Source organism: Roseitranquillus sediminis (genome assembly GCF_016918935.1).
GTDB classification, from domain to species: domain Bacteria; phylum Pseudomonadota; class Alphaproteobacteria; order Rhodobacterales; family Rhodobacteraceae; genus Roseitranquillus; species Roseitranquillus sediminis.
Genome location: NZ_JAFFOB010000015.1, coordinates 431,642 through 457,360 on the forward strand (window position 1 = coordinate 431,642; position 25,719 = coordinate 457,360).

The 25,719-nt window shown below is 67.9% G+C and carries 26 protein-coding genes and 1 pseudogene; 22 read left to right on the forward strand and 5 right to left on the reverse strand.

Going from position 1 to position 25,719, the window contains the following annotated elements; genetic code table 11:
• The first annotated feature begins 43 nt into the window (after positions 1-43).
• The 6 genes and pseudogenes from JM664_RS10220 (at position 44) to JM664_RS10240 (ending at position 4,636) form a co-directional block, all read left to right on the forward strand.
• A complete protein-coding gene (locus tag JM664_RS10220) occupies positions 44-1,168 on the forward strand; it encodes an ABC transporter substrate-binding protein (RefSeq protein ID WP_406675788.1) in 1,125 nt (374 codons plus the stop codon).
• A 112-nt stretch (positions 1,169-1,280) separates the two neighbouring features.
• Complete coding sequence (locus tag JM664_RS10225) at positions 1,281-2,201, forward strand: branched-chain amino acid ABC transporter permease (RefSeq protein WP_227419799.1); 921 nt, start codon at positions 1,281-1,283, stop codon at positions 2,199-2,201.
• Positions 2,198-3,208 carry a branched-chain amino acid ABC transporter permease gene (locus JM664_RS10230; protein ID WP_227419800.1) on the forward strand — a complete coding sequence of 337 codons (1,011 nt, stop codon included), beginning with the start codon at positions 2,198-2,200 and terminating at the stop codon, positions 3,206-3,208. Before JM664_RS10225 ends, JM664_RS10230 begins: the two co-directional genes overlap by 4 nt.
• Before the next feature lie 49 nt (positions 3,209-3,257).
• Positions 3,258-3,719 (forward strand): annotated as a pseudogene (locus JM664_RS19015) (ATP-binding cassette domain-containing protein); the annotation flags it as partial.
• 99 nt (positions 3,720-3,818) lie between these two features.
• Positions 3,819-3,950, forward strand: coding sequence for an ABC transporter ATP-binding protein C-terminal domain-containing protein (locus tag JM664_RS19020; protein WP_406675789.1), 132 nt, complete (start codon positions 3,819-3,821; stop codon positions 3,948-3,950).
• Entirely contained in the window at positions 3,947-4,636 is a 690-nt protein-coding gene (locus JM664_RS10240; RefSeq protein ID WP_227419802.1) for an ABC transporter ATP-binding protein, read from the forward strand. Before JM664_RS19020 ends, JM664_RS10240 begins: the two co-directional genes overlap by 4 nt.
• 110 nt (positions 4,637-4,746) lie before the next feature.
• Here JM664_RS10240 and JM664_RS10245 read toward each other — a convergent pair whose 3' ends face one another.
• From JM664_RS10245 to JM664_RS10255, 3 genes are read right to left on the reverse strand one after another with little or no spacing between them, the layout of a single operon-like run.
• Positions 4,747-5,031, reverse strand: a complete 285-nt coding sequence (locus JM664_RS10245) for an ArsR/SmtB family transcription factor (RefSeq protein ID WP_406675790.1) — start codon at positions 5,029-5,031, stop codon at positions 4,747-4,749.
• A gap of 47 nt (positions 5,032-5,078) precedes the next feature.
• On the reverse strand, positions 5,079-5,570 hold the full coding sequence (locus JM664_RS10250; RefSeq protein WP_227419804.1) for a GlcG/HbpS family heme-binding protein: 492 nt from the start codon (positions 5,568-5,570) through the stop codon (positions 5,079-5,081).
• The gene (locus JM664_RS10255) at positions 5,567-5,926 is read right to left on the reverse strand and encodes a thioredoxin domain-containing protein (protein ID WP_227419805.1); all 360 of its coding nucleotides are present in this window, start codon (positions 5,924-5,926) and stop codon (positions 5,567-5,569) included. The genes JM664_RS10250 and JM664_RS10255 overlap by 4 nt, the downstream gene beginning before the upstream one ends.
• Positions 5,927-6,007: 81 nt before the next feature.
• On the opposite strand from JM664_RS10255, the gene JM664_RS10260 reads away from it, so the two are divergent.
• From JM664_RS10260 to treS, 12 genes are all read left to right on the forward strand, one after another.
• The gene (locus JM664_RS10260) at positions 6,008-6,748 is read left to right on the forward strand and encodes a cytochrome c biogenesis CcdA family protein (protein ID WP_227419806.1); all 741 of its coding nucleotides are present in this window, start codon (positions 6,008-6,010) and stop codon (positions 6,746-6,748) included.
• An 11-nt stretch (positions 6,749-6,759) separates the two neighbouring features.
• Positions 6,760-7,335, forward strand: coding sequence for a thioredoxin family protein (locus JM664_RS10265; RefSeq protein WP_227419807.1), 576 nt, complete (start codon positions 6,760-6,762; stop codon positions 7,333-7,335).
• Positions 7,336-7,418: 83 nt separating this feature from the next.
• Complete coding sequence (soxX, locus tag JM664_RS10270) at positions 7,419-7,898, forward strand: sulfur oxidation c-type cytochrome SoxX (RefSeq protein ID WP_227419808.1); 480 nt, start codon at positions 7,419-7,421, stop codon at positions 7,896-7,898.
• Positions 7,899-7,931: 33 nt separating this feature from the next.
• The gene (gene soxY, locus JM664_RS10275; protein ID WP_227419809.1) at positions 7,932-8,345 is read left to right on the forward strand and encodes a thiosulfate oxidation carrier protein SoxY; all 414 of its coding nucleotides are present in this window, start codon (positions 7,932-7,934) and stop codon (positions 8,343-8,345) included.
• A 15-nt stretch (positions 8,346-8,360) separates the two neighbouring features.
• A complete protein-coding gene (soxZ, locus tag JM664_RS10280) occupies positions 8,361-8,690 on the forward strand; it encodes a thiosulfate oxidation carrier complex protein SoxZ (RefSeq protein ID WP_227419810.1) in 330 nt (109 codons plus the stop codon).
• Positions 8,691-8,722: 32 nt separating this feature from the next.
• Positions 8,723-9,583 (forward strand): sulfur oxidation c-type cytochrome SoxA, encoded by an 861-nt coding sequence (gene soxA, locus JM664_RS10285; RefSeq protein WP_227419811.1) that lies wholly within the window; start codon positions 8,723-8,725, stop codon positions 9,581-9,583.
• 76 nt (positions 9,584-9,659) lie between these two features.
• Positions 9,660-11,348 (forward strand): thiosulfohydrolase SoxB, encoded by a 1,689-nt coding sequence (soxB, locus tag JM664_RS10290; protein WP_227419966.1) that lies wholly within the window; start codon positions 9,660-9,662, stop codon positions 11,346-11,348.
• Between the two features lie 57 nt (positions 11,349-11,405).
• Positions 11,406-12,653, forward strand: a complete 1,248-nt coding sequence (gene soxC / locus JM664_RS10295; protein ID WP_227419812.1) for a sulfite dehydrogenase — start codon at positions 11,406-11,408, stop codon at positions 12,651-12,653.
• Positions 12,637-13,698 carry a c-type cytochrome gene (locus JM664_RS10300; RefSeq protein WP_227419813.1) on the forward strand — a complete coding sequence of 354 codons (1,062 nt, stop codon included), beginning with the start codon at positions 12,637-12,639 and terminating at the stop codon, positions 13,696-13,698. The genes soxC and JM664_RS10300 overlap by 17 nt, the downstream gene beginning before the upstream one ends.
• Before the next feature lie 14 nt (positions 13,699-13,712).
• On the forward strand, positions 13,713-14,147 hold the full coding sequence (locus JM664_RS10305; RefSeq protein WP_227419814.1) for a DUF302 domain-containing protein: 435 nt from the start codon (positions 13,713-13,715) through the stop codon (positions 14,145-14,147).
• 167 nt (positions 14,148-14,314) lie between these two features.
• Positions 14,315-16,327 (forward strand): alpha-1,4-glucan--maltose-1-phosphate maltosyltransferase, encoded by a 2,013-nt coding sequence (locus JM664_RS10310; RefSeq protein ID WP_227419815.1) that lies wholly within the window; start codon positions 14,315-14,317, stop codon positions 16,325-16,327.
• Positions 16,324-19,614 carry a maltose alpha-D-glucosyltransferase gene (treS, locus tag JM664_RS10315; RefSeq protein WP_227419816.1) on the forward strand — a complete coding sequence of 1,097 codons (3,291 nt, stop codon included), beginning with the start codon at positions 16,324-16,326 and terminating at the stop codon, positions 19,612-19,614. The genes JM664_RS10310 and treS overlap by 4 nt, the downstream gene beginning before the upstream one ends.
• Before the next feature lie 13 nt (positions 19,615-19,627).
• Here treS and JM664_RS10320 read toward each other — a convergent pair whose 3' ends face one another.
• Positions 19,628-20,215 (reverse strand): exopolysaccharide biosynthesis protein, encoded by a 588-nt coding sequence (locus tag JM664_RS10320; protein ID WP_264465602.1) that lies wholly within the window; start codon positions 20,213-20,215, stop codon positions 19,628-19,630.
• Between the two features lie 460 nt (positions 20,216-20,675).
• Here JM664_RS10320 and JM664_RS10325 point away from each other — a divergent pair, with 460 nt between their 5' ends.
• Both JM664_RS10325 and JM664_RS10330 read left to right on the forward strand, forming a co-directional pair.
• Entirely contained in the window at positions 20,676-20,819 is a 144-nt protein-coding gene (locus JM664_RS10325) for a hypothetical protein (RefSeq protein WP_227419818.1), read from the forward strand.
• 120 nt (positions 20,820-20,939) lie between these two features.
• Positions 20,940-21,167 carry a hypothetical protein gene (locus JM664_RS10330; RefSeq protein WP_227419819.1) on the forward strand — a complete coding sequence of 76 codons (228 nt, stop codon included), beginning with the start codon at positions 20,940-20,942 and terminating at the stop codon, positions 21,165-21,167.
• 21 nt (positions 21,168-21,188) lie between these two features.
• Here the strand turns inward: JM664_RS10330 and glgX are convergent, their stop codons facing one another.
• Positions 21,189-23,393 (reverse strand): glycogen debranching protein GlgX, encoded by a 2,205-nt coding sequence (gene glgX, locus JM664_RS10335; protein ID WP_406675791.1) that lies wholly within the window; start codon positions 23,391-23,393, stop codon positions 21,189-21,191.
• A 288-nt stretch (positions 23,394-23,681) separates the two neighbouring features.
• Here glgX and aroA point away from each other — a divergent pair, with 288 nt between their 5' ends.
• Positions 23,682-25,040, forward strand: a complete 1,359-nt coding sequence (aroA, locus tag JM664_RS10340; protein ID WP_227419821.1) for a 3-phosphoshikimate 1-carboxyvinyltransferase — start codon at positions 23,682-23,684, stop codon at positions 25,038-25,040.
• Positions 25,037-25,678 carry a (d)CMP kinase gene (locus tag JM664_RS10345; RefSeq protein WP_227419822.1) on the forward strand — a complete coding sequence of 214 codons (642 nt, stop codon included), beginning with the start codon at positions 25,037-25,039 and terminating at the stop codon, positions 25,676-25,678. The genes aroA and JM664_RS10345 overlap by 4 nt, the downstream gene beginning before the upstream one ends.
• The last annotated feature ends 41 nt before the right edge of the window (positions 25,679-25,719 follow it).

The following is a 25,719-nucleotide window of genomic DNA, read 5'->3' on the forward strand; positions in this document are numbered from 1 at the left end:
AGACCGGCCGGGAGACAACGGGGAGAGACGGCGTATGCGGACGATGACGATCGTGGCGGTGGCTGTGGGGCTGATGGGCGGATCGGCCTCAGCCGAGCCGGTGAAGGTGGGGATGATCACGACGCTTTCGGGCGGTGGCGCGGGCCTCGGCATCGACGTGCGGGACGGCTTTCAGCTGGCTCTCGACCAGGCCGAGGGGCACGAGGTCGAGCTGATCGTCGAGGACGACCAGCAGAAGCCCGACGTGGCCGTGCAGATTGCCGACGAGATGATCCAGTCCGAGGACGTTGACATCCTGACCGGCATCATCTTCTCGAACCTCGCGATGGCCGTGGTGCCTTCGGCGACGGCGCAGGGCAGGTTCTACCTTTCGGCCAATGCCGGCCCGTCTCAACTCGCCGGTGAGATGTGCCACGAGAACTACTTCAGCGTATCATACCAGAACGACAACATGCATGAGGCGGCGGGGGCGCACGCCAACGACGCAGGCTATGGCCGCGTCTTCATCATGGCGCCGAACTATCCGGCGGGGCAGGATTCGCTGACGGGCTTCAAGCGGTTCTTCGAGGGCGAGGTCGCGGGCGAGGTCTATACCCAGCTTGGCCAGACGGATTACGCCGCCGAGATCGCGCAGATCCGGGCGAGCGACGCGGACGCGGTGTTCTTCTTCCTGCCGGGCGGGATGGGGATCAGCTTTCTCAAGCAGTACGACCAGTCGGGCGTCGAGCTGCCGCTGATCGGGCCGGCGTTCTCGTTCAGCCAGGACATCCTGCCGGCGGTGGGAGAGGCGGCGCTCGGCGCACGCAACACGGCGCAATGGTCGCCGGACCTCGATAACGCGGCGAACCAGGCGTTCGTGGCGTCGTTCCGCGAGGCCTACGGGCGGACGCCGTCGCTCTATGCGAGCCAGGGGTACGACACGGCGAACCTGATCCTGAGCGCGCTGGAGACGGCGCATCCCGATGACGCGGACGCGTTCCGTTCGGCGGTTGAGGCGGCGGACTTCGAGAGCACAAGGGGCGACTTCGCCTTCGGTCCGAACCACCATCCGATCCAGGACATCTACGTGCGCGAAGTGGTCGAGGCGGACGGGGAGCTGACGAACCGGATCGTCGGCGTCGCGCTCGAGGACCACGCAGACGCCTACGCCGACCAGTGCCGGATGTGAGGCCGCAGCGCGGGTGGGCGGGCGCGGCCGGCGCGGAGGTCGGCCCCATCCGCCCACCCGCAGACCTCCGCGCCGGCCGCACCTATGCGGGACAGCCTGACGGGGCGTTGGCATGAGCCTGCTCCTGCTGATCGAGCAGGTGCTGAACGGCGTGCAGTTCGGCCTGATGCTGTTCCTGATGGCGGCAGGGCTCACGCTGGTCTTCGGGGTGATGGGACTCATCAACCTCGCCCACGGGTCGCTCTACATGGTAGGGGCCTTCGCCTGCGCGGCGGTCGCGGCGGCGACGGGGTCATTCTGGCTGGGCCTCGCGGCGGCGCTCGGTGCGGCGGCGGCGGCGGGGGCGCTGGTCGAGGTCGTGGTGATCCGCCGGCTTTATAACCGCGACCATCTTGACCAGGTGCTGGCAACCTTCGCGCTGATCCTGATGTTCTCCGAGGGCACGCGCTGGGCGTTCGGATCGTTTCCGCTCTATCTCGACGTGCCGGCAGTATTGGCCGGCTCGGTGACGCTGCCCGGCGGGATCGTCTACCCGGAGTTCCGGCTGGCGCTGATCGGTGTCGGGCTGGCGGTGGCGGCGGTGCTCTTCTGGCTGATCGGGCGGACCCGGATCGGCGTGCGCATCCGCGCGGGCGAGGCGGACCGCGAGATGATCGCCGCGCTCGGGGTGGACATCGGGCGGCTCTACACGGTGGTCTTCGCGCTCGGCGCGGCGCTGGCGGGGCTGGCAGGCGCGCTGGTGGGGACGGTGCAGTCGGTGCAGGTGGGCATGGGCGAGCCTGTGCTGATCCTGGCCTTCGTGGTGATCGTGATCGGCGGGATCGGGTCGATCCGCGGCGCGCTCCTCGGTTCGCTGCTGGTGGGGCTGACCGATACGCTGGGGCGGGTTCTGCTGCCGCAGGCGTTCGCGCTGGCGATGGAGGCATCGGCGGCGAACGCGGTCGGGTCCGCGCTCGCATCCATGTCGATCTACATCCTCATGGCGGCCGTGCTGGTCTGGCGGCCCGGCGGCCTCTTCGGCGCGCCGGCATGACGGCGGCGGCGGTGCAGGCTCCCGCACGGCGCTGGTCGCGGGAGGCGAGGGTGAATACGGCGCTGTCGCTAGGGCTGCTGGCGGTGCCGCTTCTCGCGATGGCGGCCGGCGAGCCGTTCTGGGTGACGCTGGCGACGCGGGCGGCGATCCTGGCGCTGGCCGGGGTGGGGCTGAACCTGGCGCTGGGCTACGGCGGGCTCGTAAGCTTTGGGCACGCCGCCTTCTTCGGCCTCGGCGGCTATGCGGCGGGCGTGCTGGCGAGTCACGGGATGAGCGGGCGTCCAATCGTGACCTGGCCGCTGGAAATCGGCGGCACCACACAGATGCTGGCGATCTGGCCGGTGGCGGTTGCGGCGGCCGCGCTGGGCGCGCTTGTCATCGGCGCGCTGAGCCTGAGGACGACGGGCGTGTTCTTCATCATGATCACGCTCGCCTTCGGGCAGATGGCTTTCTACTTCATGGTGTCATGGCCGGCCTACGGCGGCGAGGACGGGCTGCCGACCTACGTCCGCAGTCGCTTTCCGGGCGTGAACACGATGGCGCCGCTGCAGTTCTTCGCCATCGCCTACGGCTGGTTGATGCTGGCGCTCTGGCTGAGTTGGCGGATCGCCGGCAGCCGTTTGGGGCTGGCGCTTCAGGCGGCGCGGCAGAACCGGCAGCGGCTGGCCGCGGTCGGCATACGGCCGAAGAGCGTGCTCCTGGGGGCGTTCGTCCTCTCGGGCGCGCTGACGGGCCTCGCCGGTGCGCTCTATACCGACCTCAACCGCTTCGTGAGCCCGGCGATGTTGAGCTGGCAGACCTCGGGCGAACTCCTGGTGCTGGTGATCCTGGGCGGCGTGGGCCGGCTCTTCGGGCCGGTCGCGGGCGCGATGCTCTTCATCGCGCTCGAGCATCTGCTGGGCGGTATTAGCGACTACTGGCAGTTCTTTCTTGGCGCGATGCTGCTCATGGTGGTCCTCTTCGCGCGCGGAGGCATCATGGGCGCGCTGGCGGGGCGGGATGGCTGAGCCAGTCCTCAGGGCAGAGCGGTTGAGTCGCGGGTTCGGCGCGCTGCGGGCGGTGGACGAGGTGACGCTCGAGCTGCGCCCGGGCGAGATCCACGCGCTGATCGGCCCGAACGGGGCCGGCAAGTCGACGCTGATCCGCCTCATCGCCGGCGAGGTGCGGCCCGATGCGGGGCAGGTGCTGCTTCTCGGTCGGGACGTCAGTCGGCTCGATGTCGCGAGACGGGCGCGGATGGGCCTGGGGCGGACCTTCCAGGTCTCGTCGGTGGCGCCTGACTTCAGCGTGCTGCAGAACGTGGCGCTCGCGGTGCTGGGCTCGCGTGGCGGCGTGTTCGGCCTGTGGCGCAACGTGATGCGGGACGAGGCTCTGACGGGGCCGGCGCGAGAGGCGATTGCCGATGCAGGGCTCTCGGGGCGCGGGAGCGTGCCGGCGGCGGCGCTGAGCCACGGCGAGCGGCGCAAGCTGGAGATCGCGATGGCGCTGGCGCTGCAGCCGCGGCTCCTGCTGCTCGACGAGCCGATGGCGGGGATGGGCGTCGAGGGGGCGGCGGAACTGGGTGCGCTCCTGTCGCGGCTACGCACGCGGGTGCCGATCCTGCTGGTGGAGCATGACATGGACGCGGTGTTCGCGCTGTCGGACCGGGTTTCGGTACTGGCGGAGGGCCGGCTGATCGCTAGCGGCACCGGCGCGGAGATCCGCGCGGATGCCGACGTGCGGCGCGTCTATCTCGGCGAGGCGGCGTGAGCGGCGGCCTGCTCGACGTGCGGGGCCTGAGGGCGAACTACGGCGGCGCGGTAGCGCTGCGCGGCGTGAGCCTTTCGGTTGGTGAGGGCGAGGTCGTGGCGCTGATGGGGCGCAACGGGATGGGCAAGACGACAACGATCCGCTGCGTGATGCGGCTGATGCAGTCCGAAGGCGCGATCCGCTTTGCCGGCGTGGATCTGCGGCGGCTGCCGGCACACCGGACGGCGCGTCTCGGAATCGGACTGGTTCCTGAAGGGCGGCGCTGCTTCGCGCCGCTGACGGTGCGGGAGAACCTGATCGCGGCGGCGCGGGCGGGCGCGTGGGATCTCGGCGCGGTGGAACGGCTGTTTCCGCGGCTGGCGGAGCGCTCGCAGCAGCGGGCGGCGACGCTCTCGGGCGGGGAGCAGCAGACGCTGACGATCGGGCGGGCGCTGATGACGAACCCGCGCCTCCTGATCCTCGACGAGGCGACCGAGGGGTTGGCGCCGGTGGTGCGGCAGGAGATCTGGGAGGCGATCCTTGGGCTGAAGGCGCGCGGGCTGTCGATCCTGCTGGTGGACAAGTCGCTGGCGGAAATCCGCGCGGTGGCGGACCGCTGCGTGATCCTGGAGCGCGGCGCTGATGTCTGGATGGGCCGGCCGGGCGATCTGACGCGGGAGATGACGGACCGCTACCTGGGAGTCTGAGCGCCGCGGCGCCGTTCGGCCGGACGGGGGCCGGCGAGGGATGGGATCGACTTCCTCGCAGCCGGGCGTCGCCGACTGACGCGGCGCTGCGCGAAAGGCGTCGGGAGAGCTCAGCGGTCGCCGCAGAAGAGGTCGTAGACGGTCTCGATCATTCGTCGCGCGCGTGGGTCCGCGATCGCGTAGTAGATCGCCTTACCCTCGCGCCGCGACGCCACCAGCCCCTCGAGCCGCAGCCGTGCCAGCTGCTGCGACACCGCTGCCTGCCGCGCCGAGAGCAGGTGCTCAAGCTCGGTCACGGATTTCTCGCCGGCCGCGAGGTGGCAGAGGATCAGGAGCCGCCCCTCGTGACTGATGGCCTTGAGAAAGCTCGCCGCCTGCTGCGCGCTGGCGGTCATCTCGTCCAATTCGACGGCGGACGGCGCGGAGGAGCCGGTCGGCGTCATCAGAAGGCAATCTCGAAGGCGACGGCGTCGATCCCCGCCTGTGCGCACTCGTCGTCGAGCTCGGGCGACGGCGCGCCCGAGACGCCGATCGCGGCTACCAGCGAGCCGCCCGCGTCGACCGGAAGCCCGCCGCCGAGCGGCAGCGCCTCGGTGAGATAGCGGATGCCGAATGCGTCCTCGCCCGCCTGCGTGGCGTCGGAGAGCTCGGAGGTCGGCGTGCGGAAGCTGGCGGCGGTCCAGGCCTTGCGGCGCGAGGTCTCGAAGACGTGCGGGCCGGCGTAGCGCGCCCGCAAGAAGACCTGCGGCACGCCGGAGCGGTCGACCACCGTGACGCCGGCCTGATAACCTTGCTCGCGGCAGTGTTCGAGCGCGGCCTCGGCCATGCGGAGCGCGACCTCTGGCTTCAGCGCGCGGAACTCGACGAAGGCACCATCGTCCTGAGCGGCGGCCGGCAGCGCGAGCGCGGCGAGGAGCGCGGTGAGACGCATCATGGTGTATCCTCCGTGTCCAGTTCGTCCAGCATTCGCCCCAGAAGGCCCCAGAAGAAGTCCTCGCCGGGATAACCCTCCATCCGCGCGACCTCCTCGCCTTCGTCGACCAGTACGAAGGTTGGCGTCACCCGGAGCGGCGCGTCGAAGACGATGTCAGCTGGGTGCGGCCCGTGAAGCGGGATGCGGCGCAGCGGTGCCAGGCGCGACTCTTCGGTCTGTGGATAGATCGGCGCGATCTCGGCGTCCCAGCGGGCGCACCAGACGCAGCCGGCTTCCTCGACCATGACCAACTCGGCCGCCGCGAGAGGCGCGGCGAGCGCCATCGGGAGGGCCAGCGACACTCCGACGAGTCTCATTCGAGGTTCTGCATGTTGACGCGCTCCGCTGCCGGAGACTAGGTTCTTTGACGGAACGGCACAAGCGGGAGGGGCTTCGGGATGTTCGACGTCAGCCTCCTCGGCGCGGCGCTGGCGGGACTGCTGTCGTTCCTGTCGCCCTGCATCCTGCCCATCGTGCCGTTCTACCTCAGCTACATGGCTGGCGTCAGCATGAACCAGATCGCCGACGGCGGTGCGGTCTCAGGCGCCGTGCGGGCGCGGGCGGTGGCGACGGCGAGCCTGTTCTCGCTTGGCGTCATCGTGGTCTTCATCGGCTTCGGCGCCACGGCGACGGCCTTCGGGCAGCTTTTCCGCGAGTGGTTCGATGTGCTGCGCTGGATCGCGGCGGCGATCATCCTGGTGATGGGGCTGCACTTTCTCGGCGTCGTGCGGATCGGGCTGCTCTACCGGCAGTTCCGCGCGGACGCGGGCGAGACGTCGAACATGAGCCTCGCCGGTGCCTTCGTCATCGGCGCGGCCTTCGCCTTCGGCTGGACGCCCTGCGTCGGCCCGGTGCTGGCGGCGATCCTGTTTACCGCCGCGGGGGAGGAGACGGTGGGGCAGGGCGTTCGGCTGCTGACCGTCTATGGCCTCGGCATGACGCTGCCCTTCGTGCTGGCGGCGCTCTTCGTCGGGCCGTTCATGCGGTGGATGAAGGGCTTCCGCCGTCACCTGCCGAAGGTGGAGAAGGCGATGGGCGTGCTGCTCGTCGTCTTCGCCTTGCTGATCGGCACGAACACGATCAACTGGATCGCGAACTGGATGCTGGAGGCCGCGCCAGGCCTCTGGCTGCTCATCTGAGGAGGATCGAGATGGGACGACTGTTGGCTGCACTGGCTCTGGTTGCCGCCACCGCCGCGGGGGCGGTGGAGATGGGCGACGACGGTCTGCACAAGACCGACTGGATGCGCGACACCTTCAAGGACCTGCAGGAGGATCACGCCGAGGCCGCGGCCGAAGGCAAGCGCCTGATGGTGCTGGTCGAGCAGCGCGGCTGCATCTACTGCACGCAGATGCATGAGGAGACCTTCGCCGACCCGCGCGTCGACCAGTACATCCGCGACAACTACTTCGTTGTGCAGATGAACCTGCATGGGGCGACCGAGGTCACCGACACCGACGGCGAGGAGCTGAGCGAGCGGGACGCGGCGCGCAAGTGGGGCCTGATGTTCACGCCGACGATGCTGTTCCTGCCGGTCGAGCTCGACCCGGACCAGTCGGCGGCGGAGCAGGCGGTGGCGGTCATGCCGGGATCCTTCGCCCCCGGCACGACGCTCGACCTGCTGACCTGGGTTGACGAGGAGCGCTACCTCGATCAGTCGGAGGAGGACTTCCAGCGCTACCACGCGCGGATGATCCGCGAGCGCGACGATGGCGATACCCGCTGATCATATTCGCGGGCTTGAATTACTTGTTGCGCAGCCGGGTGACGGTGCGTAGGCTTTCGGCAAAAGAAGCCCAGGGAGGAAACATGAAGCGCATCACGCTCGCGCTGGCCGTGACGGGTGTCGCGGCGGGGATGGCTTCGGCACAGCAGGTGCCGCCGTCCGTCGTGCAGTACGACGAGTACGGAGATGTGAGCGAGCCGCTGACCGCTACCGCCGGCGATCCGGTGCAGGGGCGGCTCGTGATGGCATCGCGCGGACAGGGGAACTGCATTGCCTGCCACGCCGTCAGCGACATGGAGGAGTTTCCGTTCCACGGCGAGGTCGGCCCCCCGCTCGACGGCGTCGGCGACCGCTGGAGCGAGGCGTCGCTGCGCGGCATCGTCGCGAATGCGAAGAACGTGTTCCCCGGGACGATCATGCCCGCCTTCTACAAGGTCGAGGGATATGTCCGGCCGGGCGACGCCTTCACCGGCAAGGCCGCCGAGGGCGATCTGGACCCGTTGCTGACCGCGCAGGAAATCGAGGACGTGGTTGCCTATCTGATGACGCTCAAGGAGGGGTGACGCCCAGCGCGGCCCCATGCAAGGAGACTGGAGATGTTCGAGAGAAGAGAGGTTCTCGCGCTCGGCCTCGGGGCCGCTGCGCTGACGATCCTGCCGCGCGCGGCCTGGGCCGCCGCGGACGAGGCGGTGCAGGCCTTTACCGGCGGCGCCGAGATGGCGGACACCGGCGTGACGCTGACGGCGCCCGAGATCGCCGAGAACGGCAACACCGTCCCGATCAGCGTTTCTGCACCAGGCGCGGAGGAGGTCACAATCCTCGCCGACGGCAACCCGAACCCCGAGGTCGCGACCTTCAAGTTCGGCCCGCTCGCGGGCTCGCACGAGGCGTCGACCCGCATCCGGCTGGCCGAGACGCAGGACGTGATCGCGATCGCCCGGATGCCCGACGGCAGCTTCGCGCGTGCAGTGCAGAACGTGAAGGTCACCATCGGCGGCTGCGGCGGCTAACAGGAGACGACGACAATGGCAGAGAACGTGACACCCCGCGTCCGGGTGCCCTCGACCGCCGAAGCCGGCGAGACGGTCACCATCAAGACGCTGATCAGCCACCAGATGGAGTCCGGCCAGCGCCGCGATTCCAGCGGCAACGTCATCCCGCGGTCGATCATCAACCGCTTCGTCGCCACCTTCAACGGCGAGACTGTGATCGACGTGACGCTGGAGCCGGCGATCTCGACGAACCCGTACTTCGAGTTCCAGGCGAAGGTCCCGGAGTCGGGCGACTTCGTCTTCACCTGGTACGACGACGACGGGTCCGTGTACGAAGAGACGGCCTCGGTCAGCGTAGGCTGACCGGCAGAAGTCGCGACGAGGGAGGAAACGCAATGAGAAGACTGAATGTCGCGGCGCTTGCGACGGGGCTGGCGGTGTGCGCCGCCGCCCCGGCCCTCGCCGACTTCGACGAGGTGGACGAGCTTGTCATCAACGGCGAGATCGAGATGACCACCCGCGCCGAGGCGCCGGAGCATCTGAACGGCGTGCTGCCCGAGATCATCTCGGGCTGGAGGTTCCGGACGGACGAGACCCAGCAGCTGCAGATGGACGACTTCGACAACCCGGCGATGCTGGCGGTTGATCAGGCGACCGAGGTCTGGAACACGGCGCTGGGCAGCGAGGGGCAGTCCTGCGCCTCGTGCCACGACGACCCGGCGGTGAGCATGGAGGGGGTCCGCGCCGTCTATCCCAAGTGGGACGAGGAGCGCGAGCAGGTCCAGACGCTGGAGATGCAGATCAACGAGTGCGTCACCGAGCGCCTCGGCGCCGAGGCTTGGGAATATGACGGCGACCGGATGATTGACATGACGGCGCTGATCTCGACCGCCTCGCGCGGGATGCCGGTCGACGTGGCGATCGACGGACCCGCCCAGTCCACCTGGGAGCAGGGCAGGGAGATCTACTACACCCGCTACGGCCAGCTCGAGCTCGCCTGCGCGAATTGCCACGAGGACAACTGGGGCAACTACATTCGCGCCGACCATCTGAGCCAGGGGCAGACCAACGGCTTCCCCGTTTACCGGCTCCGCAATGCACGGCTGAACTCGACGCACCAGCGCTTCTACGGCTGCATCCGCGACACGCGGGCGGAGACCTTCCCGGTGGGCTCGCCAGAGTTCGTGGCGCTAGAGCTCTACGTCGCCTCGCGCGGCAACGGGCTGTCGGTCGAGGCGCCGTCGGTCCGGAACTGATCCGGCTCGACCTGATGCAGCACCACCCTGTCCGGCAGCGGGCAGGGTATACCCGGGATATGCGGAGGCCAGGATGATGATCTCGCGCCGTCACTTCATGCAGGCGGGCATGGCTGCCGCCGCCATCACCGGCGCGCCCGGCGCATGGTCGCGACTGGCGGCGCAGCAGGCGCTGACGCAGGATCAGCTGCTGCAGTTCGACACGTTCGGCAACGTCAGTCTGATCCACATCACCGACATCCACGCGCAGGCGGTGCCCATCTATTTCCGGGAGCCGGCGATCAACATCGGCGTGGGGGAGGCCGCAGGCGTGGTGCCGCATCTGGTGGGGGCGGAGCTGCGGGCGCTGGCCGGCATCGCCGAAGGCAGTCCGATGGACCATGCGCTGACGCCCGACGACTTCGTCGCGCTGGCGCGCGCCTACGGACGGATGGGCGGCCTCGACCGGATCGCGACCGTGGTCAACGCGATCCGCGCCGACCGCCCCGACGCGCTGCTGCTCGACGGCGGCGACACCTGGCAGGGCAGCCTAACGGCGCTGCGCACCGCCGGGTCGGACATGGTGGCGGCGATGAACGCGCTGGGCGTCGAGGCGATGACGTCGCACTGGGAATACACGCTCGGCATCGAGCGGGTGACCGAGATCGTGGAGACGGAGCTGGCGTTCCCGTTCCTCGGCGCCAACGTTTTCGACGCGACCTGGGACGAGCCGGCGCTGCAACCCTACCAGATGTTCGAGCGCGGCGGCACGCAGGTGGCCGTCATCGGCCAGGCCTTTCCCTATACGCCGATCGCCAACCCGTCGTGGATGTTCCCCGACCTCAGCTTCGGCGTGCGCGAAGAGCGGATGGCGCAGGTGGTGGCCGAGGCGCGCGCGGCCGGGGCCGAGGTGGTGGTGGTGCTGAGCCACAACGGCTTCGACGTGGACCGCCGGATGGCCGGCAACGTGCCCGGCATCGACGTGATCCTGACCGGCCACACCCACGACGCGCTGCCGTTCCCGGTGCAGGTCGGCCAGACACACCTGATCGCTAGCGGCAGCCACGGCAAGTTCCTGAGCCGCGTCGACCTCGACGTGCGCGACGGCGGCGTGCAGGGCCTGCGGCACAAGCTGATCCCGATCTTCTCGGACGTGATCGCGCCGGACCCGGAGATGGCGGCGCTGGTCGCGGCGGCGCGCGCGCCCTTCGCCGACGAGCTGTCGGAGGTGATCGGCCAGACAGACACGTTGCTCTTCCGCCGCGGAAACTTCAACGGCACGTGGGACGACTTGATCTGCCAGGCGCTGCTTTCGGAGCGGGAGGCGGAGATCGCCCTCAGCCCAGGCTTCCGCTGGGGCGCGAGCGTGCTGCCGGGGCAGGACATCACGCGCGAGGACATCTTCAACGCCACCGCGATGACCTATCCCGAGGCGTACCGGACCGAGATGACCGGCGAGACGCTGAAGCTGGTGCTGGAGGACGTGGCGGACAACCTGTTCCACCCTGACCCCTACTATCAGCAGGGCGGCGACATGGTGCGTGTCGGTGGCATGGGCTATCGCATCGACGTCGGCGCGACGCAGGGACAGCGGATCAGCGACATGACGCTGCTCGCCACCGGCGAGCCGATCGACCCGACGCGGGCATACGTCGTGGCGGGTTGGGCGAGCGTCAACGAGGGCACGGAGGGGCCGCCGATCTGGGACGTCCTCGAGGCTTACATCGCACGTCGTGGAACGGTCGCCGTGCCGCCGAACGACAGCGTCATCGTCGAAGGTATTTGACCGGTCACCCATTATCGTATTCACTTAAGAGAATAAGATGATGGGAGGATCGAAAGGATGGCGAAGGGACCTACCCGCCGAACGTTCCTGACGTCGGCGCTGGCGGGCGCGGCTGCCGCGGGAGGCGTCCGCGCGCAGACGCCGGACCCGGCGATCGTCGAGTTGCAGCCCTGGATGCAGGCGCTGGGCGAGGGGGTTGACGCACGACCTTATGGCGTTCCGTCGGAGCACGAGGCGCATGTCGTGCGGCGCAACGTGGACTGGCTGACCGCCGACCCGGTGAGCAGTGTCAACTTCACGCCGCTGCACGAACTCGACGGGATCATCACGCCGAACGGCCTCTGCTTCGAGCGGCACCACGCCGGAATAGCCGAAATAGACCCGGCCGAGCACCGGCTGATGATCAACGGCCTCGTCGACACGCCGCTGGTCTTCACGATGGAGGACCTCAAGCGCTTCCCGCGGGAGAACCGCATCTACTTCCTGGAGTGCGCGGCGAACACCGGGATGGAGTGGCGCGGGGCGCAGCTCAATGGCTGTCAGTACACCCACGGCATGATCCACAACGTGATGTATACCGGCATCCCGCTGAGGCTGATCCTGGAGGAGGCGGGGCTGAAGGGCAGCGCCGCCTGGATCCTGCCCGAGGGCGCGGACGCCAGCGCGATGACGCGCTCGATCCCGCTGGAGAAGGCGCTCGATGATTGCATGGTCGCCTTCAAGATGAACGGCGAGGCGCTGCGTCCCGAACAGGGCTATCCGCTGCGGTTGGTGGTGCCCGGCTGGGAAGGCAACATGTGGGTGAAGTGGCTCCGCCGGATCGAGGTCGGCGACCAGCCCTGGCACCACCGAGAGGAGACGTCGAAGTACACGGACCTCCTGTCCAACGGTGAGGCGCGACGCTTCACCTGGGAGATGGACGCGAAGTCAGTGATCACCAGCCCCAGTCCGCAGGCGCCGATCACCCACGGTCCCGGGCCGACGGTCATCACCGGCATCGCCTGGTCAGGCCGCGGCACCGTCCCGCGGGTGGACGTGAGCCTCGATGGCGGCGCCAACTGGGTAGAGGGGCGCATCGACGGGCCGAGCCTGCCGAAGTCGGTGCACCGCTTCTACCACGAGTTCGACTGGGACGGCCGGCCGCTGCTGCTGCAGAGCCGGGCGCACGACTCGACCGGCTATGTCCAGCCGACGAAGCACGCGCTGCGCGAGATCCGCGGCGCCGAGTCGATCTACCACAACAACGGCATCCAGACCTGGGCCGTCAACGAGAAGGGGGAGGCGGAGAATGTTGAGGTGTCTTAGTCTCGCGCTCGTCCTCGCGGCCCCGGCATCGGCCGAGACGCTCGGCCTCGGCCGGCCGGCCCTGCCGGAGGAGATCGCGGCCTGGGACATCGACGTCAGGCCGGACGGCGCCGGGCTGCCCGAAGGGTCGGGCGACGTCCTGACCGGCGAGGAGATCTACCTCGACCTATGCTCGACCTGCCATGGCGCGTTCGGCGAGGGAGCGGGGCGCTGGCCGGTCCTGATGGGCGGCTTCGGCACGCTCGACGGGACGCGGCCGGTCAAGACCGTCGGCTCCTACTGGCCGTATCTCTCCACCGTCTGGGACTACGTCCACCGGGCGATGCCGTTCGGCGACGCGCAGTCCCTGACGGCGGACGAGGTCTACGCGCTGACGGCCTATCTGCTCTACCTCAACGACCTCGTGCCGGACGACTTCGTGCTGGACCGGGCGAACCTGGCGGAGACTCCGTTGCCAAACGAAGACGGCTTCTTCCTCGACGACCGCGAGGAGGTCGAGCTGCCGCTCTTCTCGGGCGAGGCGTGCATGACCGACTGCAAAGAGAACGTCGGTATCACCATGCGGGCCGCGGTCCTCGACGTGACGCCCGAGGATCAGGAGGCGCGCGAGGCGCGCGGCGAGGCCGCGGCGGCAGCCGATCAAGGCAACCCGAACCTTGCGGCCGCGGCCAGGGACATCGAGCCGTCGGACGCGGAGGGTAGCCTCACGATGGTCGGCGCGGACCCGGAACTCGTCGCGTTGGGCGAGGCGCTCTTTCGCCAGTGCCGCGCCTGTCACGAGGTCGGCGAGGGCGCGGACAACCGCGTCGGCCCGCACCTGAACGGCGTTATCGGACGCGTGGCGGGTGGCGTCGATGATTATCGCTATTCGAGCGCCATGGCGAACGCGGGCGAAGCGGGCCTCGTGTGGGACGCTGTGTCCCTGCACGACTTCCTGGCAGACCCGCGCGGCTACATGACGGGGACCAAGATGGCCTTCCGCGGAATGCAGTCCGAAGAGGACATCGACGCGATGATCGCGTACCTTGGAAGTATCGACGGCTGACGGAGGAGAAAAGCATGGCACGGATCGGCCTTCCCATCGTCGCGTCGTTTCTGCTCGGCGGTGCCGCAGCCGCGCAGGAGGCGACGACCTACGCCTACGACGGCAGCTTCGAGGACGCGGCGTTCGAGGTCGAGCAGGCGATCATCGGGCGCGGCCTCGTCATCGACTACGTGAGCCATGTCGGCGCGATGCTGGAGCGGACAGCCGAGGACGTGGGCAGCAACGTGCGCCTCTTCGACGCGGCCGACGTGTTTTTGTTCTGCTCGGCCGCCGTCTCGCGCGAGGTGATGGAGGCCGACCCGATGAACATCGCCCACTGTCCCTACGGCATCTTCGTGACCGAGCGGGACGGCGAGGTCGCCGTCGGCTACCGCAACCTGCCCGAGGGCGAGATGCAGAAGGTGCAGTCCCTCCTGGACGAGATCGCCCGCGCGGCCACCGGCACCTGACGCGCGGGCGCCGCGATCGCGGCTCCCGCTCGACAACCGGCTCAGGAGCCGCAAGTTTATTTCTGACGTTTCTGGTAGCGACCACAGGTTCGTTGGACCTGTCGCCGTCGGTGCCGCATTGTATCAGCAAAGGCGCACGCTCACGCGCGAACGAAACGGGGGAACAGATGGCACGCTCGTCGACACGCAAGGGATCGATTCTCGCCCGTCCGGATCTCGGCGCGCTCGCGGAACGACGCATCGCCATCGAGGGGATCGACCCGGAGATCGACGGTGGCCGGTTCCCGGCCCGAGCGGTAGTCGGTTGGCCCTTCGAGGTGGAGGCGGATGTCTTCAGCGACGGGCACGACGTCATCCGCGCCGCGCTGGTGACGCGCGCCGACGGGGCGCGGGAGGAGAGTGAGGTCGAGATGACGCATGTCATCAACGATCGCTGGACCGCGACCACCTCTTTCCCCGACATCGGCCCGTGGGGCTACAGCATCATCGCCTGGCGCGACCTGTTCGCCAACTGGCACAAGGACACCGGCAAGAAGATCGCCGCGGGCCTCGACGTGACGCTCGAGGCGGAGGAGGGGCGCGAGCTTGTCCAGGCGGCGCTCGAAGCCAGGCCGCGCCCGTCCCGCGAGGACCGGAAGGCGCTGAAAGAGCTGCTCGACCAAGTCACGCCGGCCGCGCCGCACCAGCGGATCGACCTGCTGATGTCGGACGCTGCGCTCGAGCTGATGCTTCGCGCCGGGCCGCGGGTGAACCTGACGCGCTACGAGAAGGAGCTGGCGGTCTTCGTCGATCCGGTCAAGGCGGCGTTCTCGGCCTGGTACGAGCTGATGCCGCGGTCGTGGGGGCCGGATGGCGAGCATGGCACTTTCAAGGACGTCATCGGCCGTCTCGACTACGTGCGCGACCTTGGCTTCGACGTGCTCTACTTCCCGCCGATCCACCCGATCGGGAAGACGAACCGCAAGGGCCGCAACAACACACTCACTCCCGCGCCCGACGACCCCGGTAGCCCCTATGCCATCGGCTCCGAGGAGGGCGGGCATCGCGAGGTGCATCCCGCGCTCGGCACGCTGAAGGACTTCGACCGGCTGGTGAAGGAGGCGAACAGGCACGGCCTCGAGGTGGCGATCGACTTCGCGATCCAGTGCTCGCCCGACCATCCGTGGATCAAGGAGCATCCGGAGTGGTTTGACTGGCGACCCGATGGCACCATCAAGTTCGCAGAGAACCCGCCAAAGAAATACGAGGACATCGTCAACGTCCACTTCTACAGAAAGGCGATCCCCGACCTCTGGTACGAGCTCAGGGACATCGTCCTTTTCTGGATCGACCACGGCGTGAAGATCTTCCGTGTCGACAACCCGCACACCAAGCCGTTCCCGTTCTGGGAGTGGATGATCGCCGAAGTGCGCGAGAAGTATCCCGACACGGTGTTCCTCGCGGAGGCGTTTACGAGGCCCAAGCTGATGAAGCGGCTCGCCAAGGTGGGCTTCAACCAGAGCTACAGCTACTTCACTTGGCGCAACACCAAGCACGAGCTGACGGAGTATCTGACGGAGCTGACGACGGAGGAGTGCCGTCATTACATGCGGCCGAACTTCTTCGTCAATACGCCCGACATCAATCCTGTTTTCCTGCAGACCTCGGGCCGGCCGGGCTTTCGCAGCCGGCTGGTGCTCGCCGCCTCGCTCGGCGGGAATTACGGCGTCTACAACGGATACGAGATCAACGAAGCCACGCCGGTGCCGGGCAAGGAGGAGTACCTCGACAGCGAGAAGTACCAGCTGAGGGATTGGGACTTCGATCGCGAGGGGCACATCAAGGACGACATCCGCCTGATGAACTCGATCCGGCACGAGCATCCGGCGATGGCTGACTTCACCAATCTGAGGTTCTTCACCGCCCACGACGACGCGGTGCTCTACTACGGCAAGTTCGACGAGGCGACGCACAGCTACCTGCTGTTCCACGTCCTGCTCGACCCGTTCGCGCCGCGCAACTTCGCCTTCGAGGTTCCGCTGTGGGAGTTCGGGCTGCCGGATGACGGTGCGATTGAGGTGCGGGACCTCCTGCACGGAAACTCATTCACATGGGAGGGCAAGTCCCACATGCTGTCGCTGAGCCCCGAGCAACGACCCTATGCGATCTGGCAGTTGCTTCCGCGGGGAGGCGCGGCATGAACGTACAGGACAGCAAGCCTAGAAACCGGACCGACGGCATCATCGACCGGACTCAGTGGGACTGGTACCGGGACGCGATCATCTATCAGGTTCACGTCAAGGCCTATCAGGACAGCGACGGCGACGGCATGGGCGACTTCGCCGGCCTGATGCGCCGCCTCGACCATATCCAGGAGCTGGGTGCGACGGCGATCTGGCTGTTGCCGTTCTACCCGTCGCCGCTGAGGGATGACGGCTACGACATCGCCGAGTATCGCGCAATCAACCCGTCCTACGGAAAGATGAATGATTTCAGGGGCTTTGTCGCCGAAGCGCACAAGCGGGGCCTGCGCGTCATCACCGAGTTGGTCATCAACCACACCTCGGACCAGCACCGTTGGTTCCAGAAGGCGCGGAACGCCCGCAAGGGCAGCGCCGCGCGTGACTTCTACGTCTGGTCGGACGACGACACGAAATGGCCTGAGACCCGGATCATCTTCACCGATACCGAGCCTTCCAACTGGACCTGGGACCCGGTGGCGGGGCAGTTCTTCTGGCACCGCTTCTTCAGCCACCAGCCGGACCTCAACTTCGACAACCCGCGCGTGTTGCAGGAAGTGATCAAGGTCATGGAGTTCTGGCTCGATATGGGCGTCGACGGGCTGAGGCTCGACGCGATTCCGTACCTGGTCGAGCGGGACGGCACCAACAATGAGAATCTGCCCGAGACACACGACGTGCTGAAGAAGATCCGGGCCGCACTGGACCAGAAGTACACCGACCGGATGCTGCTCGCCGAGGCGAACCAGTGGCCGGAGGATACGCGCCCCTACTTCGGCGAGGGCGACGAGTGCCACATGGGCTTCCACTTCCCGCTGATGCCGCGGATGTACATGGCAATTGCCCAAGAGGACCGGCACCCGATCACCGACATCATCCGGCAGACGCCGGAGATTCCCGAGGGCTGCCAGTGGGGCATCTTCCTACGCAACCACGACGAGCTGACGCTCGAGATGGTGACCGACAAGGAGCGCGACTATCTCTGGCAGACCTACGCCAGCGACAAGCGCGCTCGTATCAACCTTGGCATCCGTCGCCGCCTCGCGCCGCTCCTGCAGAACGACCGGCGCAAGATCGAACTGCTTAACAGCCTGCTGATGTCCATGCCGGGAACGCCGATCATCTACTACGGCGACGAGATCGGGATGGGCGACAACTACTACCTCGGCGACCGCGACGGGGTCCGGACGCCGATGCAGTGGTCCTCGGACCGCAACGCCGGCTTCAGCCGGGCGAACCCGCAGCAGCTCTACCTGCCGGCGATCCAGGATCCGATCTATGGCTACCAAGCGATCAACGTCGAGGCGCAGCAGGCCGACGCCTCGAGCCTGCTCAACTGGATGCGCCGCATGATCCAGGTGCGCAAGAACCACGACGTCTTCGGCCGTGGCGAGATGCGTCTGCTCTACCCGTCGAACCGAAAGGTGCTGGCCTACATCCGCGAGACGGAGGACGAGGCCGTGCTTTGCGTCGCAAACCTGTCGCGGTCGGCACAGGCCGCCGAGATCGACCTCAGCGCCTATCACGGACGAGTGCCGGTCGAGCTTACGGGGCGCTCGCCTTTCCCGCCGGTCGGTGACCTGCCTTACCTCCTGAGCCTGCCGGCCTATGGTTTCTACTGGTTCCTCCTGGCGGACGAGGTCGAGGCGCCGCGCTGGCACCAGGAGGTGACGCCGATCCTGCCGGAATTCCTCACTCTGACCACGCGCGACGGCAAGGTGTCCACGGCGCTCGCCGGTCGCGAGGGGGCGCAGCTAGAGCGCGAAACCCTGCCGCGGTTCCTGCCGCTCCAGCGCTGGTTCGCCAGCAAGGACCGCAAGATCGACGGCGTCAGCCTGACGCGATTGGCCGAGATGGATGGTGGCAAGCATTCTCTCTCGGCTCTGGAGGTCCGGCTCGGCGACGAGACACAACTCTACTTCATGCCGCTCTCCGCGGTCTGGGGGGAGGACAGCCTGACCCACGGTGCGGCGACGCTGCCGGCGACGGTCGCCAAGCTGCGGCGCGGGCCGAACGTCGGCGCACTCATAGACGGCACCGCCGACAAGGCGATGACGAGTGCGATGCTCGCGGCACTCCGCGATGACGCGACCCTCGATGCTCCTGACGGAAAGCTGGTCTTCCGCGGCAGCGATCGCCTGCGCGCGATGGAAGAGATCGGCGAGCCGAGGACGCTGTCGTTCGAGCAGAGCAATGCTTCGATCGCGTTTGGCGACAAGGTCATCATGAAGCTCTACCGACGCCTGCGCGAGGGTGTGCAGCCCGACGTGGAGGTCGCCCGATTCCTCACCGACGTTGGCGGATTCGAGAGCACACCCGCCTTCCTCGGCAGTATCGACTACGAGCGGGAAAGCGCCGGGCCGATCTCGCTCGGCGCCGCTTTCGAGTACGTGCAGAATCAGGGCGACGCGTGGGCCCACCTGACCGACGGCCTCGATCGCGAGCTCGATCGGGCCGAACTGCCCGTGGAGGAAGATGGCGAGGTTCAGGCTTTCTCGGGTCCCCTGGCGCTGGGGCAGCTGCTCGGTCAGCGCACGGCCGAGATGCATCGTGCCCTCTCTGTCGAGACCGATGATCCTGCCTTCGCGCCCGAGCCGATCCGGCCCGAGGACGTGGCGGGGTGGGCAGACGAGGTCGAGACCGAGGTGGACGCGAACCTCGATCGCCTGGGCCAGTCGCTGCCGAACCTCTCCGACGAGGGTCGGGCGATGGCGGAGCGGGTGCTGGGACACCGCGAAGGTCTCAAGGCGCGGCTGGCCTCGGTACGGAGCATGACGCCCTCGGGTCTGCGCACGCGGATTCACGGCGACTACCATCTCGGGCAGGTCCTGGTTGTGAAGAACGACTTCATGATCATCGACTTCGAGGGTGAACCTCGTCGGCCAGTCGAGGAGCGTCGTGCAAAATCCGCTCCCGCGCGGGACGTGGCCGGCATGCTGCGCTCGCTCGACTATGCCGCCTGGTCGGCGCTCAACCACCGCACCGACGTCACCGGCGAGCATGCGGACGCCGCGCGTCGCCTGGCGGAGTGGCGCGCCTTCGCGACGCGCGAGTACCTCGACGCCTACGCCGAGACGATGGCGGACTGCCGCTCGCAGCCGGACCCGGAGGCATTCCGCGCGCTTCTCGACCTCTTCCTGGTGCAAAAGGCCGTCTATGAGGTGGGCTACGAGCTGGCGAGCCGGCCGCTCTGGGTCACCATCCCGCTGCGGGGACTTCTGTCCATCGTCGGAGACGAGCCCGAATGAGACTTCAGGCGGACTAGAGAAAGAACTCGGTCACAAGGGCGAGGCCGGCCAGGACGAGGCCGGCCGCCGCTCCCGCGACGATGACGAGGCCGGCGAGACCGATGGCGACACCGATGAGCGCGGCCAGCCCGTCGCGCTCGACCGTACCTATGCCGATCAGCGCCAGTCCCAGCCCCGGCACGGCGTTGCCGAACGGCAGCGGCAGGAACAGGACCAGCGCGAAGGTGATGCCGAAGAGGCCAAGCACCCGTTCGCCTCTGCGCGAGGTGACGGGCAGCAGGCGCGGCCGGATCAGCCGCTCGATGCGATCGAGCGGCTTGCGCAGGGCGCCGACGATCCGCCGGTAATCGACGGTCTGGATCGAGCGCACTCGGATGAAGCGCGGCAGCCACGGCTCGTCCCGCCCCAGTGCCATCTGGAGCGATAGCAGCAGGAGCGGCATCCCGAAGAGGAAGGACAGCCCGGGCAGCGGGATCGGGATGCAGTTGGGCGCCGCGAAGAAGAGGATAAGTGCGCCGAAGGCTCGGTGCCCGAAATGGCCGATCAGTTCGCCGATGGCGATGCGCTCGCTCTGCGCGTCTGATGCGCCACGCGCCAGCATCTCCGAAAGGCGCGGCCGGGGCAGGGACCGGGCGGCGGCACTCATGGGCGTGAAACGCGGCCTGCGCGCCGTAGCCCCGTCGGTCGAGGGAGTATCGTGAGCATGTCTCGTCAACTGGCACAGCGGCAGGAGGTTGCCGCTGCCTTCGAGGCAGATGGCTCAGGACACTGCATCCTGCAAGTGCATCCGGTCGATGGCGCTTGCCGACTTCGGCACGGCGCTGCTAACCCTTGGGGAAGTCGGCAAGGCCGGGGGATGGTTGCATGCGAAGCCCGTGACACCCCGCGAAAGGTCGGCTCAAGATGAGCGGCAAGCTTGTCTCGGCCGACGAGGCTCATCCATGACGGCGACACGATCGCGACGTCTGGCTTTGTGGGGATAGGCGTGCCGGAGGCGCTGCTCGATGCCCTGGAGCGGCGCTTCGTGCAGACGGCGGCGCCGCGGGCGCTGACGCTCGTCTATGCTGCCGGACAGGGGGGATGGGCGCGGACGTGGGCTGAACCGGCTGGGGCACGACGGACTGCTGGCGCGCGCGATCGGCGGGCACTGGGGGCTGACCCCGAAGATCGGCAAGCTGGCGCTGGAGGATCGGATCGCGGCGTGAAACCTGCCGCAGGGCGTAATTTCGCAGCTCTACCGCGAGATCGCGCGAAGCGGCTTGGCCTTGTGACGAAGGTCGGGGTGGACACGTTCGTCGACCCGCTGAACGGCGGCGGTCGAGTCAATGCGGGCGAAGGAGGATCTGGTCGAGCGTATCAGCCACGCGGGCGAGGACTGGCTCTTCTATCGCGCCCTCCCGTTTCATGTCGCGCTGATCCGCGCCACCACCGAAGACGAGACGGGAAACCTGGGGATGGAGCGCGGTCGACCGCCTTCCAGCGGCTCCAGGTCGGCAGCACCTTCGCCGCGCGCGAGGTGTTTCGCACGCTGCGCGAGGCGCGAGACTGGCTGAAGTCGGGCCGCTGAGCCGGGCTCAGAGCATTTCGTCGCTCAGCGGCTCGTCCGCCACCGACAGGATCGCGGAGACGCCGGCGCGCAGCCGCCGCGGCTGGCTCTCTTCCGTCGCCAGCACGAAGAGCAGGAGCGAGTGCCCGGTCACCTCGTACTCATGACCGAAGGGAAAGGACGGCGTGTCCGTCCGGTCCGGATCGTTGGTGTCGATCAGTCCGACCCAGCGCGAGCCGCCCGGCGCCTCGGGAAGCGAGAATTCCACCACGTCGTGATAGGCGTTGAAGACGATCATCAGCGTCGCGTCCGAGCCGCGGCGCTTGATGCCGGTGGGCTGCGCCCGTCCGTCCAGCAGCATCCCGAAGCACTTGGCCCGCGGATCGTCCCAGTCGTCGCCGCCCATCTCCTCGCCGTTGGGCGAGAGCCAAGTGACATCCTTGACGTCGAGCTCCTCGTTGTATTCCCCGGCAAGGAACCGCCCGCGGTGCAGGATCGGGTAGGCCTTGCGGACCGCGATCAGCTTGCGCGTGAACTCCCGCAGCGCCCGGCCCTTGTCGTCGATTCCCTCCCAGTCGAGCCAGTTGATCTCGTTATCCTGCGCGTAAGAGTTGTTGTTGCCCTTCTGGGTGTGGCCGAACTCGTCACCTGCCAGAATCATCGGCGTGCCCTGGCTGAGGAGGAGCGTCGCCATCATGTTGCGCTTCTGCCGTTCGCGCAGGCGGACTATCTCCTCGTCGTCGGTCGGGCCCTCCACGCCATGATTCCAGGAGTGGTTGTTGGAGTGGCCGTCGCGGTTGTCCTCACCGTTCGCCTCGTTGTGCTTGTCGTTGTAGGAGACGAGGTCGTTCAGGTTGAAGCCGTCATGCGCGGTGATGAAATTGACGCTGGCCCACGGCTTGCGCCCGCGCCGGTTGAAGAGGTCCGCCGAGCCCGAGATGCGCGAGACGAACTCCGGCAGCTTGCCGTCCTCGCCCTTCCAGAAGGCGCGCACAGTGTCGCGGTACTTGTCGTTCCACTCGGCCCAGCCGGGGGGAAACTGGCCGACCTGATAGCCGCCGGGGCCGATGTCCCAAGGCTCGGCGATGAGCTTCACCGACGAGAGCACCGGGTCCTGCCGACAGCTGTCGAGAAAGCCGCCGCCCTCGTCATAGCCGTAGGCCTCGCGCGCGAGGATGGTGGCGAGGTCGAAGCGGAAGCCATCCACGCGCATTTCGGTCGCCCAGTAGCGCAGGGAGTCGGCCACCATCTGCAGCACGCGCGGATGACTGAGGTTGACCGTGTTTCCGGTGCCGGTGTCATTGATGTAGTGCCGCGCGTTGTCCGGCATCAGCCGGTAGTAGCTCGCGTTGTCGATCCCCTTGAAGGACAGGGTCGGTCCGCGTTCGTTTCCCTCGGCGGTGTGGTTGTAGACCACGTCGAGGATTACCTCGATGCCAGCCGCGTGGAACTGGTTCACCATCTCCTTGAACTCGTTCACGAACGGAGAGAACAGGTAGCGCGGCTCGGGCGCGAAGAAGCCGATCGTGTTGTAGCCCCAGTAGTTCCTGAGCCCCTTGTCGACGAGGTAGCTGTCGTCGACGAAGGCATGGATCGGCAGCAGCTCGGCCGAGGTGATCCCAAGGGTGCGCAGGTAGTCGGCGACGCGGGAGTGGGCGAGGCCGGCGAAGGTGCCGCGTTCGTCCTCCGGGATGTGCCGGTTGAGCTTTGTGAAGCCCTTGACGTGCATCTCGTAGGTGATCGTCGCCTCCCACGGCACCGTCGGGCGCGTCGCCTGGCCCCAGGTGAAGGCGGGGTCGATGACCCGACACTTGGGCATCAGGTGGGCACTGTCGCGCTCGTCGAACGACAGATCCTCGTCCTTTGAGCCGATGGTGTAGCCGAAAAGCTCGGGTCCCCACTTCAGCTCGCCGACATGCTGCTTTCCGTAGGGGTCGAGCAGCAGCTTGTTGGGGTTGAAGCGATGCCCGGCGTCGGGCTCGTAGGGGCCGTGGACGCGATAAGCATAGACTGTGCCGGGCCGGGCCTCGGGCAGGTAGCCGTGCCACACCTCGTCAGTGTATTCCGGCAGCTCGATGCGCTCGATCTCCTTCTCGCCCTCGATGTCGAAGAGGCAGAGCTCGACCTTCGTGGCGTTGGCGGAGAAGAGCGCGAAATTCACGCCGAGCCCGTCCCAGGTGGCACCCAGCGGGAACGGGCGCCCCTCGCGGATCCTGGAGCGCGGCGTCGTCATCGCCAAAGCCTTGGGCGAATGGATCTGATCTTTCATGGAATGAGCCTTGATCATGGCAACTCCCGCGAACGTGTGCGCCGTCGCTCCGGTTCCGGCAGACTCGACATGCGTGTTGCCGAGCGGCGTGAGGGAGGCGTCAGCTCATCAGGAGCGCGATCGGTGGAATGGCGTCCGGTTCGGGTCAAGCTGCCACTATGGTGTCTATGGCCGGCAATGGCCAGAGCTCGTGGTCGGGCTGGACCCGGTGCGGCGCATCGCCTAAAGCCGCCCAGAATGGCGAGGTGAAACATGGCCGGTCACGGCGCGCGCGTCCCGATGACGTCCCACCCCTGCGGCCCGCTTTCCGGCACCGTCGAGGTGCCGGGGGACAAGTCCGTCAGCCACCGCGCGCTGATCCTCGGCGCCATGGCGGTGGGCGAGAGCCGCATTCGCGGACTTCTCGAAGGGCAGGACGTACTCGACACAGCCGCGGCGATGCGCGCGTTCGGTGCGCGTGTTGAGCGCACGGGCAATGGTGAGTGGCTGGTTCATGGCGTCGGAGTGGGCGGCTTCGGCGAGCCGGAGGACGTCATCGACTGCGGCAACTCCGGCACCGGCGCACGCCTCGTAATGGGGGCGATGGCTACCTCTCCCATCACCGCCACCTTCACCGGCGACGCCAGCCTCCGCAGTCGGCCGATGAAGCGCATCGTCGAGCCGCTTTCGAAGTTCGGCGCACACGCCTACGGGCGCGAGGGAGGGCGGCTGCCGCTCACGCTGATCGGCGCGCGGCATCCGGTGCCGGTGCGCTACACGCTGCCGGTGGCATCGGCGCAGGTGAAGTCGGCGGTGCTGCTGGCGGGGCTGAACGCTCCGGGCGAGACCGTGGTGGTCGAGCCGCAGCCGACGCGCGACCACACCGAGCGGATGCTGTCGCACTTTGGCGCCGAGATCAGGGTCGACGAAAAGGACGGCGGCCGGATCATCACGCTCTATGGGCTGCCGGAATTGGGTCCGCAGGAGATCGTCGTGCCGCGGGACCCCTCGTCCGCGGCATTCCTGGTCGCGGCGGCGCTGACGGTGCCGGGGTCCGAGGTGCTGATACCCGGCGTCGGACTGAATTCCACGCGTGCCGGCCTCTACGAGACGCTGCTGGAGATGGGCGCCGAGATCGAGTTCGAGGATGTCGACGACGAGGGTGGCGAGCCTATGGCGAACCTGCGGGTCCGTCACTCGACGCTGACCGGGGTGGAGGTGCCGCCGGAGCGCGCGCCGAGCATGATCGACGAGTACCCGATCCTCGCCGTGCTGGCCGCTAACGCGGAGGGCACGACCGTCATGCGCGGCGTGCGCGAATTGCGCGTGAAGGAGAGCGATCGTATCGACGCGATGGCGCGGGGGCTCGAAGCCTGCGGCGTGCGCGTGGAGGAGGACGAGGACACGCTCGTCGTGCATGGCGCTGGCCCTGGTGGCGTTCGGGGTGGGGCGACGGTGGCGGCGCGTCTGGACCACCGCATCGCGATGTCGTTCCTCTGCCTCGGCATGGTCGCCCGGCATCCGGTCACGGTCGACGATGCGGGACCCATCGCGACCTCCTTTCCGACCTTCGAGCCGCTGATGAACGGCGTCGGCGCGGACCTGCGCATGGCCGCCGAAGAGGTCGCGTGACGGCTTCGCTCGGGAGCCGTTCCTTCACCGTCGCGATCGACGGGCCTGCCGCCGCGGGCAAGGGGACGATCGGGCGCGCCCTCGCCCAGCGCTTCGGCATGGCGCATCTCGACACCGGGCTGCTCTACCGCGCCACGGGGAGGCGGGTGCTGGGCGGGGAGGATCCGGTCCAGGCGGCGCGCGCGCTGACGGCGGCGGACCTCGCCGCGCAGGGGCTGCGGTCGGCCGAGGCGGGTCAGGCGGCGAGCCGGGTGGCGGCGCTGCCAGAGGTGCGGCAGGCGCTGATCGAGTTCCAGCGCGACTTCGCGCGGCGCGAGGGGGGCGCCGTCCTTGACGGACGCGACATCGGGACGGTGATCTGCCCGCGGGCCGACGTGAAGCTTTATGTAACGGCCTCGGACGCGGCCCGAGCGCACCGCCGCTGGTTGGAGCTGCGGAGCAGCGATCGGGAATTGAGCGAGGCGGCGGTCTTGGCGGACCTGCGGGCGCGCGACGCGCGTGATGCCGCCCGCGACTTTGCACCGATGCGGCCCGCGGAGGATGCAGTCTTGCTCGACACGACCGACATGAGTATAGAGGCAGCCGTCGAAACGGCGGTAACGGTCGTGAACGAGAGACTTGAGCAGGGTCGGACCTAATCCGGCCCTGATTTTGTTCGCAACCGCATCGCGAAGCCTGA